Origin of the sequence: Nocardioides luteus (assembly GCF_015752315.1) — a bacterium.
GTDB lineage: Bacteria > Actinomycetota > Actinomycetes > Propionibacteriales > Nocardioidaceae > Nocardioides.
The window spans coordinates 1,542,501-1,557,931 of the sequence record NZ_JADOVJ010000001.1; the positions used below are offsets into that span (position 1 = coordinate 1,542,501).

The window sequence follows — 15,431 nt, forward strand, 5'->3', positions numbered from 1 at the left end:
GGCGTGTGTGTGGAACATGGGACCCGAGTGTGTAGTAGTCAAGTGATGGGGTGACGCAGGAAGGTAGTCGAACCGGCGCGATGGTTGTCGCCGGCCAAGCATGTAGGACTGAGTCTAGGCAAATCCGGGCTCTGTATGTCTGAGATGTGATGGGGAGCCGTTTGGTGAAGTCGATGATCCTATGCTGTCGAGAAAAACCTCTAGCGAGTCATGAGCCGCCCGTACCCCAAACCGACTCAGGTGATCAGGTAGAGAATACCGAGGCGATCGAGCGAACCATGGTTAAGGAACTCGGCAAAATGCCCCCGTAACTTCGGGAGAAGGGGGGCCCGGATCGTGAACCCACTAGCTGGGGGAAGCGTGAAGGGCCGCAGAGACCAGGCCCAAGCGACTGTTTACTAAAAACACAGGTCCGTGCGAAGTTGTAAGACGATGTATACGGACTGACTCCTGCCCGGTGCTGGAAGGTTAAGAGGACGGGTTAGCACTTGTGCGAAGCTCAGAATTTAAGCCCCAGTAAACGGCGGTGGTAACTATAACCATCCTAAGGTAGCGAAATTCCTTGTCGGGTAAGTTCCGACCTGCACGAATGGAGTAACGACTTGGGCGCTGTCTCAACCGTGGACTCGGCGAAATTGCACTACGAGTAAAGATGCTCGTTACGCGCGGCAGGACGGAAAGACCCCGGGACCTTTACTATAGTTTGGTATTGGTGTTTGGTTCGGCTTGTGTAGGATAGGTGGGAGACTGTGAAGCGCACACGCCAGTGTGTGTGGAGTCATCGTTGAAATACCACTCTGGTCGTACTAGATGTCTAACTTCGGACCATGATCTGGTTCAGGGACAGTGCCTGATGGGTAGTTTAACTGGGGCGGTTGCCTCCTAAAATGTAACGGAGGCGCTCAAAGGTTCCCTCAGCCTGGTTGGCAATCAGGTGGCGAGTGTAAGTGCACAAGGGAGCTTGACTGTGAGACAGACATGTCGAGCAGGGACGAAAGTCGGAACTAGTGATCTGGCCACGGCATGTGGAAGCGTGGTCACTCAACGGATAAAAGGTACCCCGGGGATAACAGGCTGATCTTCCCCAAGAGTCCATATCGACGGGATGGTTTGGCACCTCGATGTCGGCTCGTCGCATCCTGGGGCTGGAGTAGGTCCCAAGGGTTGGGCTGTTCGCCCATTAAAGCGGCACGCGAGCTGGGTTTAGAACGTCGTGAGACAGTTCGGTCCCTATCCGCCGCGCGCGTAGGAAACTTGAGAAAGGCTGTCCCTAGTACGAGAGGACCGGGATGGACGAACCTCTGGTGTGCCAGTTGTACCGCCAGGTGCATGGCTGGTTGGCTACGTTCGGAAGTGATAACCGCTGAACGCATCTAAGCGGGAAGCACGTTTCAAGATGAGGTTTCCCACCCTTTATGGGTTAAGGCCCCCTACAGACTATGGGGTTGATAGGCCGGAGGTGTACAGCAGTGATGCCCAGCCGACCGGTACTAATCGGCCGAGGGCTTATCTTTCATAAACCCTCAACAAAAACAACAACCATCGAAGACTGATTCTTTGATGAGACTGTTCGCGTCCACACCAACTAGCAACAAGCTAGAACTGAACAATGGCTTGGCCACCCCAAGCAGCTCTGCCTGGCAGCGAAAGCGCCGGCGGATGAGTGCGGGGGTGAGTCGATAGAGTTACGGCGGCCATAGCGAAGGGGAAATACCCGGTCCCATCCCGAACCCGGAAGTCAAGCCCTTCAGCGCCGATGGTACTGCAACCGAGAGGCTGTGGGAGAGTAGGACGCCGCCGGACAAAATTTCAGGTAGAGGCCGCCCTTTTGGGCGGCCTCTACTGCTTTTACCAGCACCGATCTTGTCTGCACAATGATCTGGGGATCTTTCGAAGTCGGCTGCCAGAGGCAGCAGTGAGGATGGCAGCTATGGCTGACGAGCGCCGTAGCAACAGGGGCGGTAAGCCCGCCGGACGCCCGGGGCGTCCGAAGAGCTCGGGTTCATCCGCTGGTGGCCGTGGAGGCCGATCGGGCGGCGGTCGGCCGGGCACCGGCGCCGGTCGCAGCAGCGACCGTCGTGACGGTGGCGGCGGCCGCGGAGGCGAGCAGCGCCGTGACGGTGCTCGTGGCGGAGACCAGCGCCGTGACGGCGGTCGTGGCGGCGAGGAGCGTCGCGACGGCAAGCCCTCGACCGGGCGCGGCGGTCCGCGCGCAGGTGGCCGTCCTGACGGTCCGAAGCGCGGCGGCGGCAGCGACCGCAAGGGCGGTTACTCCAAGGACCGCGGCGGCAGGCCTGGTGGCAAGCCGCAGCGGCGCTTCGACGAGCCGCGCGAGGAGCGTACGGCGGACCAGCGGGCCTACGACGGTCCGGAGCTGCCGGACGAGGTGACCGGCAAGGAGCTCGACCGGTCCATCGCGGCTCAGCTGCGCGGTCTCCCGGAGAAGCTGGCGGCGCGGATCGCCCGCCACCTGGTCGCTGCCGACATGTTCATCGACTCCGACCCCGAGCTGGCCTACCAGCACGCCAAGGCGGCCAAGTCGCGTACGCAGCGGATCGCCGTGATCCGTGAGGCGCTGGGGGAGGCGGCGTACGCGGCCGGCCACTACGCCGAGGCGCTGGCTGAGCTGCGCGCGGCGAAGCGGATGAACGGGGCGACGGCCTACCTGCCGATCATGGCGGACTGCCACCGTGCGCTGGGCCAGCCCGAGCAGGCCATCAAGCTCGCTCACAGCCCGTCCGTGGTGAACTTCGAGGCGCCGGCGAAGGCCGAGATGACGATCGTCGAGGCCGGTGCTCGCCGCGACATGGGCCAGTACGACGCGGCCCTGCGCATCCTCGAGCAGTCGCCGCTCAACAACAAGAGCCGCGAGCCGTGGGTGGTGCGGCTGCGCTACGCCTACGCCGACACGCTCCAGGACGCCGGCCGGGACAAGGACGCGCTGACCTGGTTCCACCGCACCTACGCGATCGACGCCGACGAGATCACCGACGCCGCGGCGCGGGCCGAGGCGCTCGAGAAGACGGTCGAGAGGGACTGAGTCCCTCATCGGTTCGGGTAGTCAGTGGCGATCGACCTCTGTGTCGGTCGCCACTGACCGTTTTGCCTCGATACTGGAGATCCTGGGCCGGGTAGGTAAGAATGGACTGCACAACTACATTCATGTGATCCACCGAAGTGTTTCCTTCACGCATGATCGAGCCCGCTGGGGAAGGCGTAGCTCGCGCCGCAACGAAGGAGATATTCGGTGACCACTCAGATCAAGGACCCGAGCGCCTCGCGTGGTATCGCCCGAGGCGTTGTGTTCGTGCATTCGGCTCCCTCCGCGCTCTGCCCTCACATCGAATGGGCCGTCGCGGGGGTTCTAGGTGTGCCGGTGAACTTCGACTGGACGGCGCAGCCCGCCCAGGCCGGCACCTACCGAGCCGAGCTCTTCTGGTCGGGTGCGATCGGTTCTGCGGCGGCCATCGCCTCGGCGCTCAAGGGATGGACGCACCTGCGCTTCGAGGTCACCGAGGACGCCACGTCCACCTCCGAGGGTGCGCGCTACTCCTTCACCCCCGACCTCGGCGTCTTCCACGCCGTCACCGGGATGCACGGGGACATCATGATCCCGGAGGACCGGCTCAAGGCCGCGGTCGTGAAGGCCTCTCTCGGCGACACCACGCTCGAGCTCGAGGTGGACAAGCTCCTCGGCAAGCCGTGGGACGACGAGCTGGAGACGTTCCGTCACGCGGGAGAGGGCGCGCCCGTACGCTGGCTGCACCAGGTCGTCTGAGCGACCCGTCGGCCGCAGAGCACGGCCGACGACCGACAGAGGCCCCGGAGCGTGAACTCCGGGGCCTCTGTGCGTTGTCTGGCCGGTGTCGGTCAGAGGGGGATGTTGCCGTGAGCACCGCGGCGTACGCCGACGGTCTGGATCGCGTCCTCGAAGGCGGCAGCGATCGCGCTGCGGGTGGCCGAGGGCTCGATGACCTCGTCCACGACGCCGATCTCGACGGCCTTGTCGACACCGCCGGCGAGACGCTCGTGCTCGGCTGCGAGCTCCGCCTCGACCTGAGGACGGAGGTCTGGCGCGACCTCGGCGAGCTTGCGGCGGTGCAGGATGCGGATGGCGGCGACCGGACCCATGACCGCGACCTCGGCGCCCGGCCAGGCGAAGACCTTGGTCGCACCGAGGGAGCGGGCGTTCATGGCGATGTAGGCGCCACCGTAGGTCTTGCGGGTCACCAGGGTGACCCGGGGGACCACACACTCGCCGAAGGCGTGCAGGAGCTTGGCGCCGCGGCGGACGACCCCGTCCCACTCCTGACCGACGCCCGGCAGGTAGCCCGGGACGTCGACGACGACGATCAGCGGGACGCCGAGCGAGTCGCAGAGACGTACGAACCGGGAGGCCTTCTCCGCGGAGAGGGAGTCGAGGCAGCCGCCGAGCCGCAGCGGGTTGTTGGCCACGACACCGACGGTGCGGCCGCCGAAGCGGCCCAGGGCGGTGACGATGTTGGGTGCCCAGCGCGCGTGCAGCTCCTGGGTGGTGCCCTCGTCGAGGATGTTCTCCACGAGCGGGTGTACGTCGTAGGCGCGCTTCTTCGACTCCGGCAGCTGCTCGGCGAGGTCCTTGTCCTCCACCGCGGCGACGTCGAGGCCGCCCTGGGAGCCGAGGAGGGAGGTGACCGTGCGGGCCTTGTCGAGCGCCTCGCGCTCGGACTCGGTGAGGATGTGGACGACACCGGAGCGGCGGCCGTGCGGCTCGGGGCCGCCGAGGCGCAGCATGTCGACGTCCTCACCGGTGACGGAGCGTACGACGTCGGGCCCGGTCACGAAGATGCGGCCTTCGGGGCCGAGGATGACGACGTCGGTGAGGGCGGGACCGTACGCAGCGCCGCCGGCCGCGGGGCCGAGGACGACCGAGATCTGCGGGATCTTGCCGCTGGCCTGCGTCATCGCGTGGAAGATCCGGCCCACGGCGTGCAGGGAGAGCACGCCCTCGGCGAGCCGGGCACCGCCCGAGTGCCACAGGCCGATGATCGGGATGCCGTCGGTCATCGCCCGGTGGTAGGCGTCGACGACCACACGGCAGCCGAGGTCGCCCATCGCGCCGCCCATGACGGTGGCGTCGGAGCAGAAGGCGACCGCGCGGGTGCCGTCGACCTCGCCGACGGCGGCCAGCATGCCGGAATCGTCGTCGGGGGAGATGAGCTTGACGGTGCCCTCGTCGAAGAGCGCCTTCAGACGGGTCAGCGGGTTGCGCGGGTCCTGGTCACGAGGAAGCTTCTGCTTCGCCGCGGGGGCCGGCGCAGGCGCCGTGATCGTCATCAGATGCTTCCGTAGACGACCGCGACGTTCGCGCCACCGAAGCCGAAGGAGTTGTTGAGCGCTGCGATGTCGCCGACCGGCAGGTCGCGCGTCTTGGTGGCGATGTCGAGCTCGACCGCGGGGTCGAGGTTGTCGAGGTTGATCGTCGGGGGCGACTGGCGGTGGTGGATCGCCAGCACGGTCGCGACGGTCTCGAGCGCGCCGGCTCCACCGAGCAGGTGGCCGGTCATCGACTTGGTCGAGGTGACCACGACGTTCTCGACGTGCTTGCCGAGGGTGGCGTGGAGCATCAGGCCCTCGGCGATGTCGCCCTGCGGGGTCGAGGTCGCGTGGGCGTTGACGTGGGCGATCGTGCTCGGGTCGATGTCGCCGTCCTCGAGCGCGCGCTTGATGGCGCGGCTGCCGCCACGACCCTCCGGGTCGGGCTGGGCGATGTCGTGGGCGTCGGCGGTCACGCCGGAGCCGAGGACCTCGGCGTAGATCCGGGCGCCGCGGGCCTGGGCGTGCTCGAGCGACTCGAGCACGACGATGCCGGCACCCTCACCGAGGACGAAGCCGTCGCGGGCGGTGTCCCACGGACGGCTGACCGAGGTCGGGTCGCCGCCGTCGGGGCCGGACGCCGTCTTGGACAGGGCCATCATGTTGGCGAACGCGGCGATCGGCAGCGGGTGGATCGCGGCCTCGGTGCCACCGGCGAGCACGACGTCGGCGCGGCCCAGACGGATCTGGTCGGCGGCCAGGGCGACCGCCTCGGAGCCGGAGGCGCAGGCCGAGATCGGGGTCTGAGCCGCGGCGCGGGCGCCGTAGGTCAGCGAGATGTTGGCTGCCGAGGCGTTGGCCATCAGCATCGGGACGGCCAGCGGGCTGACCCGGCGCGGTCCCTTGGCGAGAAGCGTGTCGTAGTTGTCGAGCAGGGTCGTCACCCCGCCGATCCCGGTGGCGACGGCGACGCCGAGACGCTCACCGTCGAGGCCGGCCTCGGTGGCCGTGCCTTCGAAGCCGGCGTCCTTCCAGGCCTCGGCCGCGGCGACCACGGCGAACTGCGCGGAGCGGTCCAGGCGCCGGGCCTTGACCCTCTCCAGGACCTCGGACGGCTCGACGGCGATGCGGCCGGCGATGCGTACGGGAAGCTCTTGAGCCCACTCCTCGGTGAGCTCGCGGATGCCGGAGCGGCCGGCGATCAAGGCATCCCAGGTGGTGGCTACGTCTCCGCCGACCGGGTTGGTGGTGCCCAATCCGGTGACGACTACTCGGGTGCGGCTGCTCATGTGGTCTCCGTGGGGTGTTCGGCGCGTTGGGATCGGGTGACGAAGGTCCGGCGGCTCGGCCTGGGAGGGTTGGCCGAGCCGCCGGGGCGCGTCAGGCGTTCGCGGAAGCCTTCTCGATGAAGCTCACCGCGTCGCCAACGGTCTTGAGGTTCTTGACCTCCTCGTCGGGGATGGATACGCCGAACTTCTCCTCGGCGGCAACGACGACCTCGACCATGGACAGCGAGTCGACGTCGAGGTCGTCGACGAAGGACTTGTCGAGCTGGACGTCGGCGACATCGATGCCGGCGACCTCGTTGACGATCTCGGCGAGGTCGGAGCGGATCTCTTCGGTGGTGGCCATGTGTGGTGCTTCCTCTCGGATTTTCTTTGTGGTGAAACTCTGGGTGGTGCGGGGGACTAGGGCAGGACGACGACCTGGGCGGCGTAGACCAGACCGGCGCCGAATGCGATGAGCAGAGCGGTGTCGCCCGACTGAGCCTGCCCTTCTTCGATCATCCGCTCAAGAGCCAACGGGACCGAGGCGGCCGACGTGTTGCCCATGGTGGCGATGTCGCGGGCGATCTTGACCGACTCCGGGAGCTTCATGGAGCGGGCCAGGGCGTCGACGATACGCATGTTGGCCTGGTGCGGGACGAAGCAGTCGAGCTCGTCGGCGGTGATGCCGGCCTTCTCGAGCGCCTCCTGGCCGACCTTGGCCATCGCGAAGGAGGCCCACCGGAAGACGGGGTTGCCCTCCATCGTCAGCCAGGGCGTCTCCTTGGCCTCGTTGGCCACGAACCAGTCGGGTGTCTGGATCAGCTCGGCCTTGTCGCCGGAGGAGCCCCACACGACCGGTCCGATCCCGGGCTCCTCGCTCGGGCCGACGACCGCTGCACCCGCGCCGTCGGCGAAGATGAAGGCGGTGCCACGGTCGTGCGGGTTGGTGATGTCGGAGAGCCGCTCGACGCCGATGACGAGTACGTGACGGGCGCTGCCGCCGCGGATGAAGTCGTTGGCCATCGCGATGCCGTGGCAGAAGCCGGCACAGGCGGCCGAGATGTCGAAGGCGGCCGGGTTGTCGGCACCGAGCTCGTCGGCGATCAGCGCCGCGACCGCGGGGGTCTGGCGCATGTGGCTGACCGTCGCGACGATGACGCAGTCGATCTGGTCGATGCCGATCCCGGCGTGCTCGAGGGCCTTGCGGGAGGCGGCGACCGACATCATCTGCACGGTCTCCTCGTCGTTCGCCCAGCGGCGCTCGACGATGCCGGATCGGGTGCGGATCCACTCGTCCGAGGAGTCGATGAGGCCGACGATCTCGCTGTTGGGGATCACCCGGCTGGGGCGGTAGCCGCCCACACCGAGGATGCGGGCGTTCGGGGCACCTGTAGGGGCTGAGATCACGAGTGCTGCGCTCCCGTCGGGTGCAGGCGGAGCAGGGGCTGACCGGGGGAGACGAGGTCGCCGTCCTCGACCAGCCACTCGATGACCTCGCCACCGTGGGCCGAGGTGATCGCGATCGTGTCGCGGAGGCTGGCGATCGCACCGATCTCGGTGCCGGCCGGGATCACGTCGAGGCCGGACACCGTCTCGGAGAGCTTGAAGGTGCCCTTGGAGGGGGAGACGACCATGCGCCAGGTCGGCGTGGTCTCGATCGGGTTGGCCTCGCCGTGCTTCTCGACGAACGCGCGGGCGTCCTCGAGCTGGTCGGGCGTCTTCAGGGCGAAGGTCTCGACGCCCTTGAGGGCTCGCTTGGCGATCCCGGTCAGGGTGCCGGCCGGCGGCATCTCCAGGATGCCGGTCACGCCGATGTCGGACATGGTGTCGAGGCAGAGGTCCCAGCGCACCGGGTTGGCGATCTGGCCGACGATCCGGTCCAGCGCCTTGGCGCCGTCGTGGACGATCTGGCCGTCCTTGTTGCTGATCAGGCGCGTACGCGGGTCGTGGGTCGAGACGCTCTGGGCCAGCCGGGCGAGGTGGCCGACAGCAGGCTCCATGTGCTTGGTGTGGAAGGCGCCGGCGACGCTGAGCGGCATCAGCCGGGCCTTGGCGGGCGGCTCGGCGGCGAAGGCCTCGAGCTGCTCGAGCGTGCCCGCGGCGACGATCTGGCCGGGGCCGTTGTCGTTGGCGGGGGTGAGACCGTGCTTCTCGATCGCGGCGAGGACCTCCTCGCGGACGCCGCCGAGGACGGCGGTCATGCCGGTCGGCGTCTTCGCAGCAGCCTCGGCCATGGCCTTGCCGCGCTCACGGACGAGGACCATCGCCTGCTCGGCGCTGATCGCGCGAGCGCCGGCGGCGGCGGTGATCTCACCGACGCTGTGGCCGGCGACGGCGCCGATCTTCGAGAAGGCGTCCGCGGGCTGCGGGAAGAGCTGCAGGGCCGCGACCAGGCCGGTGGCGACCAGCAGGGGCTGGGCGATCTCGGTGGCGCGGATGGTCTCGGCATCGGCATTGGTGCCGTAGTCGATCAGGTCGAGGCCTGCGACGGTTGAGAGCCACTCCATACGAGCGGCGAAAGCGGGGTCCTCCAGCCACGGGGTGAGGAATCCTGGTGTCTGAGCACCTTGTCCGGGGGCGACAATGACGAGCACGGAATGATGGTCCCGTCTGGAGGGGTCCTGGTTCACCTTCGGCGACAACGAATATCTGTCACGCAATCTTGTAGGAGTTCTACAATCCGCGCCGGAACCAGTGTCAGTGGTCCTGCTGTCGGCCGAGGATCAGCGCGACTTGCAGCGCCAGAGCGTCCCGTGAGTCGGTCGGGGTGAACCCGGTGAGCTCGGCGACCTGCTTGAGACGGTAGCGCACGGTGTTGGGGTGCACGAAGAGGGTCCGGCCGGTGGCTTCCAGGCCGCCTCCGGCCGCGAAGTACGCAGCCAGCGTCTCGATCAGCGTGCTGCGGGCCTCCACCAACGGCTGGTAGAGATGCTCGATCAGGTAGCGGTGAGCCCACGCGTCGCCGGCCAGGGCCCGTTCCGGCAGGAACGACTGACTGCGCGCCGGACGGGGTGCGTCGGGCCAACCGGGCGCCGCCCGGTAGGCCGAGAGCGCGGCCCGGGCCGAGTCGGCGGCGGTGGCAAGCCCGGTGGCCATCGGCCCGACCACGACGGGCCCGTCGGCGAAGAGGTCGGCGATGCGCTCGGCGGCTTCGAGGGGGTCTTCGATGCCACCGAGCAGCGCGACGAGCCGATCACCCTGGACCGCGCACAGGGTGTGCATGTCGTGGGCGCGGGCTCGGCGGCGTACCTCCTCCATGGCGGCGTCGAGGCCGATGCCCTCGGGCGCGTGGCCGAGGACGGCGCACAGCTGCAGGTCGGCATCCCAGCCGAGCGCGCTGGCCCGGGACAGGACGACCTCGTCGGTCTCGGCGCGCAGGACTGCGTCGACCACCAGCGCCTCGAGCCGGGCGTCCCACGCGCCACGCTGCTCGGCGGCGCGGGCGTAGACCTCGGCGGTGGCGAAGGCGACCTCGCGGGCGTAGCGGCCGATCGCCTCGTGCACGTCGGCGGCGTCCTCGGGGCCGAGCAGGTCGTCGATGTTGGCCTCGACCACCTCGATCGAGAGGCGGACCAGGTCGACGGTCTGCTGGAGCGTGATGATGCCGGTCAGCGCACGTGGCGCGACGCCGAACATCGAGGCGGCCAGGTCGGGCTTGGCGGTGTCGGCGGAGGCGCCGCCGGCGTACCAGCCGACGAACTCCTTGATGCCGGCCTGGACGATCAGGCCGACCAGGGAGCGGTTCTTCGCGGAGAGATCCTTGAACCACGGCATCGCGTCGTCCATCCGCGAGGTCGCTGCGGTCGCCAGCCTGCCGGTGGCACGCCGCAGCGCCTGCGCGGTGCGCTGGCGGGTGGGAGGGATCACTGCGGTCACGTTGTCCATTCTTGCGCTTAGTACATCTCATGACATGCCGAGTCGGCGCATCCGACCCCTCTGGCTCGCTTCGCTTCGCCAGACACGGGGTCAGATGCGCCGACTCGGCGCCACGAGAGTCAGGCGTCGCCGCCCTCTTGCATGATGCCCTTCGTCGCTGTCGGGTCGTCGATGCGGTAGGTGTCGAAGGCCTTCTTCACCAGCGCGGCGTCGATCTCGCCGGCCTCGGCCAGGGCCTGGAGGGCCTGGACGACGACGGACTGGGCGTCGATCTGGAAGAAGCGACGCGCGGCCGGGCGGGTGTCGGCGAAGCCGAACCCGTCGGCACCGAGGACGCGGTAGTCGTCCGGTACCCAGCGGGCGATCTGCAGCGGGACGGCCCGCATGTAGTCGGAGACCGCGATGACAGGGCCGTTGGACGCGGAGAGCTTCTCGGTGACGTACGGCGTGCGCGGGGTCTCGCCCGGGTGGTTGAGGCTCCACTGCTCGGCGTCGATGGCGTCACGAGCGAGCTCGTTCCACGAGGTGACCGACCAGGTGTCGGCGTTGACGCCCCAGTCCTCCTTGAGGATGCGGGCGGCCTCCTCGACCCACGGGAACCCGACGCCCGAGGCCAGCAGGCGGACCTTCGGGCCGTCGCCCTCGGCGGTCGAGACCTGGTGGATGCCCTTCAGGATGCCCTCGACGTCGACGCCCTCGGGCTCCTTGGGTTGGCTGACCGGCTCGTTGTAGACGGTCAGGTAAAAGATGACGTTCTCGCCGTGCGGGTGCTCCTCGGAGGTGCCGTACATCCGCTCGAGGCCGCTCTGCATGATGTGCGAGACCTCGTAGGCGAACGCCGGGTCGTAGTGGACGACCGCCGGGTTGGTCGCCGCGAGCAGCGGGGAGTGACCGTCGGCGTGCTGGAGACCCTCACCGGTCAGCGTGGTGCGGCCGGCGGTGGCGCCGATCAGGAAGCCGCGGCCCATCATGTCGGCCATGGCCCAGATGGAGTCGCCGGTGCGCTGGAACCCGAACATCGAGTAGAAGATGTAGAACGGGATCATCGGCTCGCCGTGGGTGGCGTACGCCGTGCCGGCAGCGGTCGCCGACGCGAGCGCCCCCGCCTCGGAGATGCCCTCGTGGAGCAGCTGGCCCTGTGCGGACTCCTTGTAGGAGAGCAACAACTTCCGGTCGACGCTCTCGTACTGCTGGCCGCCAGGGTTGTAGACCTTGGCACTCGGGAACATCGCGTCCATGCCGAACGTGCGGTACTCGTCGGGCGCGATCGGGACGATGCGCTTGCCGATCTCTGGGTCACGCATCCAGTCCTTGAGGAGCCGGACGGTGGCCATCGTGGAGGCGATCTTGTTCTTCCCGGAGCCCTGCTTGAGCTCGGAGTAGACCTTGTCGCCCGGCAGGGTGAGCGGCTTGAACTCGACCCGGCGCTGGGGGAGCGGGCCGCCGAGCTGCTTGCGGCGCTCCATCATGTATTCGATCTCGGCCGACTCCGGACCCGGGTTGAAGAACGGCGCGGCACCGGTCTGCTCGTAGGTCGCCTCGAGCTCCTTGTCGGAGATCGGCAGGAGCAGGCGGTCGCGGAACTTCTTCAGGTCCGCCATGGTCAGCTTCTTCATCTGGTGGGTGGCGTTCTTGCCCTCCAGAGCGTCGATGGTCCAGCCCTTGATGGTGTGGGCCAGGATCACGGTCGGCTGCCCGACGGTCTTGGTGGCCGCGTCGAAGGCCGCGTAGACCTTGCGGTAGTCGTGACCACCGCGGGGGAGCTTGCGGATCTGCTCGTCGCTCATCTGCTCGACCATCTTGCGCAGGCGCGGGTCGGAGCCGAAGAAGTTCTCGCGGACGTAGGAACCGGTCTCGACCGAGTAGGTCTGGAACTGGCCGTCGGGGGTGGAGTTCATCTTGTTGACCAGGACGCCGTCGACGTCCTTGGCGAGCAGCTGGTCCCACTCGCGGCCCCAGATGACCTTGATGACGTTCCAGCCGGCACCGCGGAAGTTGGACTCCAGCTCCTGGATGACCTTGCCGTTGCCGGTCACCGGGCCGTCGAGCTGCTGCAGGTTGCAGTTGACCACCCAGACCAGGTTGTCGAGCTCCTCGCGGGCGGCGACCCGGATGGCGCCGAGCGACTCGGGCTCACCCATCTCGCCGTCGCCGAGGAAGGCCCACACGCGCTGGTCGGAGGTGTCCTTGATGCCGCGGTTCTGCAGGTAGCGGTTGAACCGGGCCTGGTAGATCGAGTTGATCCCGGTCAGGCCCATGGAGACCGTCGGGAACTCCCAGAAGTCCGGCATCAGGCGCGGGTGCGGGTAGGACGAGATGCCCTGCCCGACGCCGTGCTGCACCTCCTGGCGGAAGCGGAAGAGCTGCTCCTCGGTGAGCCGGCCCTCGAGGAACGCACGCGCGTAGATGCCGGGGGAGGCGTGGCCCTGGATGAAGACCTGGTCGCCGCCGCCGGGGTGGTCCTTGCCGCGGAAGAAGTGGTTGAAGCCGACCTCGTAGAGGCTCGCGGAGGACTGGTAGGTGGCGATGTGGCCGCCCACCTCGAGGCCCTTGCGGTTGGCGGAGGAGACCATGACGGCGGCGTTCCAGCGGATGAAGGCGCGGATGCGTCGCTCGATGTCCTCATCGCCCGGGAACCACGGCTCGCGGTCGGAGGGGATGGTGTTGATGTAGTCGGTGCTCCGCAGGGCCGGGACGCCGACGGACTGCTCCCGGGCGCGCTCCAGAAGACGCAGCATGACGTAGCGGGCCCGTTCGCGCCCGCTCGACTCGAGCATCGCGTCGAACGAGCCGAGCCACTCACTGGTCTCTTCGGGATCGATGTCCGGAAGCTGGGTCGGTAGACCCTCGTGGATTACGGTCGGCTGGGCGGGGGTCGGGCCCTGCGGACCACCAGTCGTCTTGGTGGATTCTTCGGTCACATCCTCAATGGTCGCACGCGGTCGCGAGCGGTCGCGCACCCGCGGTGGGTTACTGGACAGTAGGAGGTTTCTGCTGGTCAACCCCGAAAATTCGTTGGTACGTCGAGTTGCTAATCTGCCGCCCGTGACCAGCCTGGATCGTGACAATGCCGTTGCTGACGTATTGGTGGTAGGTGAGGCACTGGTCGACGTGGTCACCACGTCCGACGGTGTGACCCGGGACCATCCCGGCGGCAGCGGCGCCAACGTCGCTGTCGCGCTGGGCCGGCTCGGCCGTCCGGTGCGCTACGCGGCGTCCTACGCCGACGACGCCCGTGGGCAGGCGCTGGCCGCCCACCTGGCCGGCTCCGGGGTCCGGATGGCCTGTGACCCGCACGTGCTGGCCCGGACCTCGACGGCGCAGGCGACCATCACGGCCGACGGGTCGGCGACGTACGTCTTCGACCTGGAGTGGAAGCTCGGCGAGGTCGCGGTGGGCACGCCGCGGTTCGTGCACATCGGATCGCTCGCCCCGGTGCTCTCGCCCGGTGCCGAGACGGTCTTCGCGCTGCTCGACGGGCTCCCGGAGTCGGTGCGCGTCCTCTACGACATCAACATGCGGCCCACGCTCACCGGTACCGGCCAGGAGGTCGTCTCGCGGATCGAGCGGGCAGCGGCGTACGCCGATGTGGTCAAGGCCAGCGACGAGGACCTGGAGACCCTCTACCCCGGGATCGGTCTGGACAAGGCGGCCGCGCGGCTGCTCGAGCTCGGTGCCGGTGCGGTCGCGGTGACCCGCGGCGGCGACGGCGCCAGCTGGATCACCGCCTCCGAGCGGATCGACGTCGAGGCCCAGAAGGTGACCGTCGTGGACACCATCGGTGCCGGTGACACCTTCTCCGCCGGCCTGGTCGACGCGCTGTGGGACGACTTCGACCGCGACCGCCGCGAGGTGCTCGCCCACGGCGTCCGGGCGGCGGCGGTCACCGTCTCGCGTGCCGGTGCCAACCCGCCGACCCGGGCCGAGCTGGGCAGCTAGGCCGAGTCTGCGAGAGCGGCCCGGAGCGCTGCTCGGGCGCGATGCAGGCGTGACTTCATCGCGGGCAGGCTCAGGCCCAGGTGCTTCGCGACCGTTCTGCCGCTGTAGCCGTGCACGTCGCGCAACAGCAGCACCTGCCGTTGGTCGGGTGGAAGCTCCGCGATGGCCGCGGAGACGAGACGAGCCTCGATCCCTGCCAGCGCGGCCTCCTCGGCCGACGAACTCGTTCGCAGGGGCAGATCGGTCACCTCGGCGAGGACGTGCCTCCGGCTGAGGGACCAGCGACGTACGCACTCGTTGCGCACGATCGTGAACATCCACGACGCCAACGCTCCGGTCGCTCGCAGTGTCCCGATCTTGCGGTAGAGGATGACCAGCGCCTCCTGCGTCGCATCCTCCGCGTCCTGCTCGCTCAGGCACAGCGACATGGCGAACCGCCGAACGTGCGGGTGGGCCCCTTCGACGAGCACCGAGATCGCGGCCACGTCGCCGGCCTGCGCTGACCGGACGACGGCCGTGTCGGGCCACGAGCGGCGCATGTCGGTCTGCTGGTTCATCATGGTCACCCCGCCCGTTGTGGCAGGGCGTCGAGCGCCGCGAGGACGTCGCGGTGACGGTATCCGCCGGTGGGCACGGTGACGATGTCCGCGTACGTGACCCGGCCGGTGGCGTCCACGATGACGGTTCCCGACTGCATCATCGAGCCGAGCAGGCGGCGGGCGAGGCCGAGGTCACCGTGGAGTCCGGGGACGACGGGGAACGGGACCTGCCGCCGCTCCACCCAGGCCCGGGCCGTGGTGGCGTCCTCGGGGACGGCGACCAGGACCCGAACGCCGCGGTCGCGGAAGTCTTTCGCGTTGGACGTGAGGGTGCGTACGTGGGCGTTGCACATCATGCAGGTCGTGGTTCGCATGAAGTAGACGAGTGTTCCCCGGTGGCCTTCCCCGAGGAGATCGGCCGTCATGCCGTCGCTCAGCTGCACGGAGGTGGACTCGATCGTGCTTCCTACGTCGATCACGTGTGTTCCTCTCTGTTCCGCCCGCGGCGCGGGCT

The 15,431-nt window shown here is 68.2% G+C and carries 12 protein-coding genes and 2 rRNA genes (1 of these 14 only partly in view); 5 read left to right on the plus strand and 9 right to left on the minus strand.

All coding sequences use genetic code 11. The features are described from left to right. The 4 genes from HD557_RS07400 to HD557_RS07415 all read left to right on the plus strand — a co-directional run. Positions 1–1,514 (plus strand): 23S ribosomal RNA (locus HD557_RS07400); it begins 1,578 nt to the left of the window's first position. Between the two features lie 172 nt (positions 1,515–1,686). Further along, positions 1,687–1,803: ribosomal RNA gene (gene rrf / locus HD557_RS07405) — 5S ribosomal RNA — on the plus strand. Positions 1,804–1,930: 127 nt separating this feature from the next. After that, complete coding sequence (locus tag HD557_RS07410; protein WP_196873425.1) at positions 1,931–3,040, plus strand: tetratricopeptide repeat protein; 1,110 nt, start codon at positions 1,931–1,933, stop codon at positions 3,038–3,040. Positions 3,041–3,247: 207 nt separating this feature from the next. Next, the gene (locus HD557_RS07415) at positions 3,248–3,778 is read left to right on the plus strand and encodes a DUF3145 domain-containing protein (protein WP_008364247.1); all 531 of its coding nucleotides are present in this window, start codon (positions 3,248–3,250) and stop codon (positions 3,776–3,778) included. Positions 3,779–3,870: 92 nt separating this feature from the next. Here HD557_RS07415 and HD557_RS07420 read toward each other — a convergent pair whose 3' ends face one another. The 7 genes from HD557_RS07420 to aceE form a co-directional block, all read right to left on the minus strand. After that, positions 3,871–5,316 carry an acyl-CoA carboxylase subunit beta gene (locus HD557_RS07420; RefSeq protein ID WP_196873426.1) on the minus strand — a complete coding sequence of 482 codons (1,446 nt, stop codon included), beginning with the start codon at positions 5,314–5,316 and terminating at the stop codon, positions 3,871–3,873. Continuing rightward, a complete protein-coding gene (locus tag HD557_RS07425) occupies positions 5,316–6,584 on the minus strand; it encodes a beta-ketoacyl-[acyl-carrier-protein] synthase family protein (protein ID WP_008364249.1) in 1,269 nt (422 codons plus the stop codon). Before HD557_RS07425 ends, HD557_RS07420 begins: the two co-directional genes overlap by 1 nt. 91 nt (positions 6,585–6,675) lie before the next feature. After that, positions 6,676–6,927, minus strand: coding sequence for an acyl carrier protein (locus tag HD557_RS07430; protein WP_008364250.1), 252 nt, complete (start codon positions 6,925–6,927; stop codon positions 6,676–6,678). Positions 6,928–6,983: 56 nt separating this feature from the next. Continuing rightward, on the minus strand, positions 6,984–7,970 hold the full coding sequence (locus tag HD557_RS07435) for a beta-ketoacyl-ACP synthase III (RefSeq protein ID WP_008364251.1): 987 nt from the start codon (positions 7,968–7,970) through the stop codon (positions 6,984–6,986). Further along, positions 7,967–9,157, minus strand: coding sequence for an acyltransferase domain-containing protein (locus tag HD557_RS07440; protein WP_008364252.1), 1,191 nt, complete (start codon positions 9,155–9,157; stop codon positions 7,967–7,969). The genes HD557_RS07435 and HD557_RS07440 overlap by 4 nt, the downstream gene beginning before the upstream one ends. A gap of 103 nt (positions 9,158–9,260) precedes the next feature. Next, positions 9,261–10,448, minus strand: a complete 1,188-nt coding sequence (locus tag HD557_RS07445) for a PucR family transcriptional regulator (protein ID WP_008364253.1) — start codon at positions 10,446–10,448, stop codon at positions 9,261–9,263. A 110-nt stretch (positions 10,449–10,558) separates the two neighbouring features. Beyond that, positions 10,559–13,294, minus strand: a complete 2,736-nt coding sequence (gene aceE, locus HD557_RS07450; protein WP_445321547.1) for a pyruvate dehydrogenase (acetyl-transferring), homodimeric type — start codon at positions 13,292–13,294, stop codon at positions 10,559–10,561. Between the two features lie 190 nt (positions 13,295–13,484). On the opposite strand from aceE, the gene HD557_RS07455 reads away from it, so the two are divergent. Then, positions 13,485–14,378, plus strand: coding sequence for a carbohydrate kinase family protein (locus HD557_RS07455; protein WP_307785557.1), 894 nt, complete (start codon positions 13,485–13,487; stop codon positions 14,376–14,378). Here HD557_RS07455 and HD557_RS07460 read toward each other — a convergent pair. Both HD557_RS07460 and HD557_RS07465 read right to left on the minus strand, forming a co-directional pair. Beyond that, a complete protein-coding gene (locus tag HD557_RS07460; protein WP_231380218.1) occupies positions 14,375–14,935 on the minus strand; it encodes an RNA polymerase sigma factor in 561 nt (186 codons plus the stop codon). The two genes, HD557_RS07455 and HD557_RS07460, sit on opposite strands and share 4 nt — an antisense overlap. 5 nt (positions 14,936–14,940) lie before the next feature. After that, positions 14,941–15,396: a peroxiredoxin family protein gene (locus HD557_RS07465; RefSeq protein ID WP_196873429.1), complete on the minus strand. Its 456-nt coding sequence runs from the start codon at positions 15,394–15,396 to the stop codon at positions 14,941–14,943. Between the last annotated feature and the right edge of the window lie 35 nt (positions 15,397–15,431).

Excerpts from the sequence above, each read along its gene's own strand:
- HD557_RS07430 (WP_008364250.1), bottom strand. The coding sequence starts at position 6,927 with ATGGCCACCACCGAAGAGATCCGCTCCGACCTCGCCGAGATCGTCAAC.
- HD557_RS07445 (WP_008364253.1), bottom strand. The coding sequence starts at position 10,448 with ATGGACAACGTGACCGCAGTGATCCCTCCCACCCGCCAGCGCACCGCG.
- HD557_RS07425 (WP_008364249.1), bottom strand. The coding sequence starts at position 6,584 with ATGAGCAGCCGCACCCGAGTAGTCGTCACCGGATTGGGCACCACCAAC.
- HD557_RS07410 (WP_196873425.1), top strand. The coding sequence starts at position 1,931 with ATGGCTGACGAGCGCCGTAGCAACAGGGGCGGTAAGCCCGCCGGACGC.
- HD557_RS07420 (WP_196873426.1), bottom strand. The coding sequence starts at position 5,316 with ATGACGATCACGGCGCCTGCGCCGGCCCCCGCGGCGAAGCAGAAGCTT.
- HD557_RS07460 (WP_231380218.1), bottom strand. The coding sequence starts at position 14,935 with ATGAACCAGCAGACCGACATGCGCCGCTCGTGGCCCGACACGGCCGTC.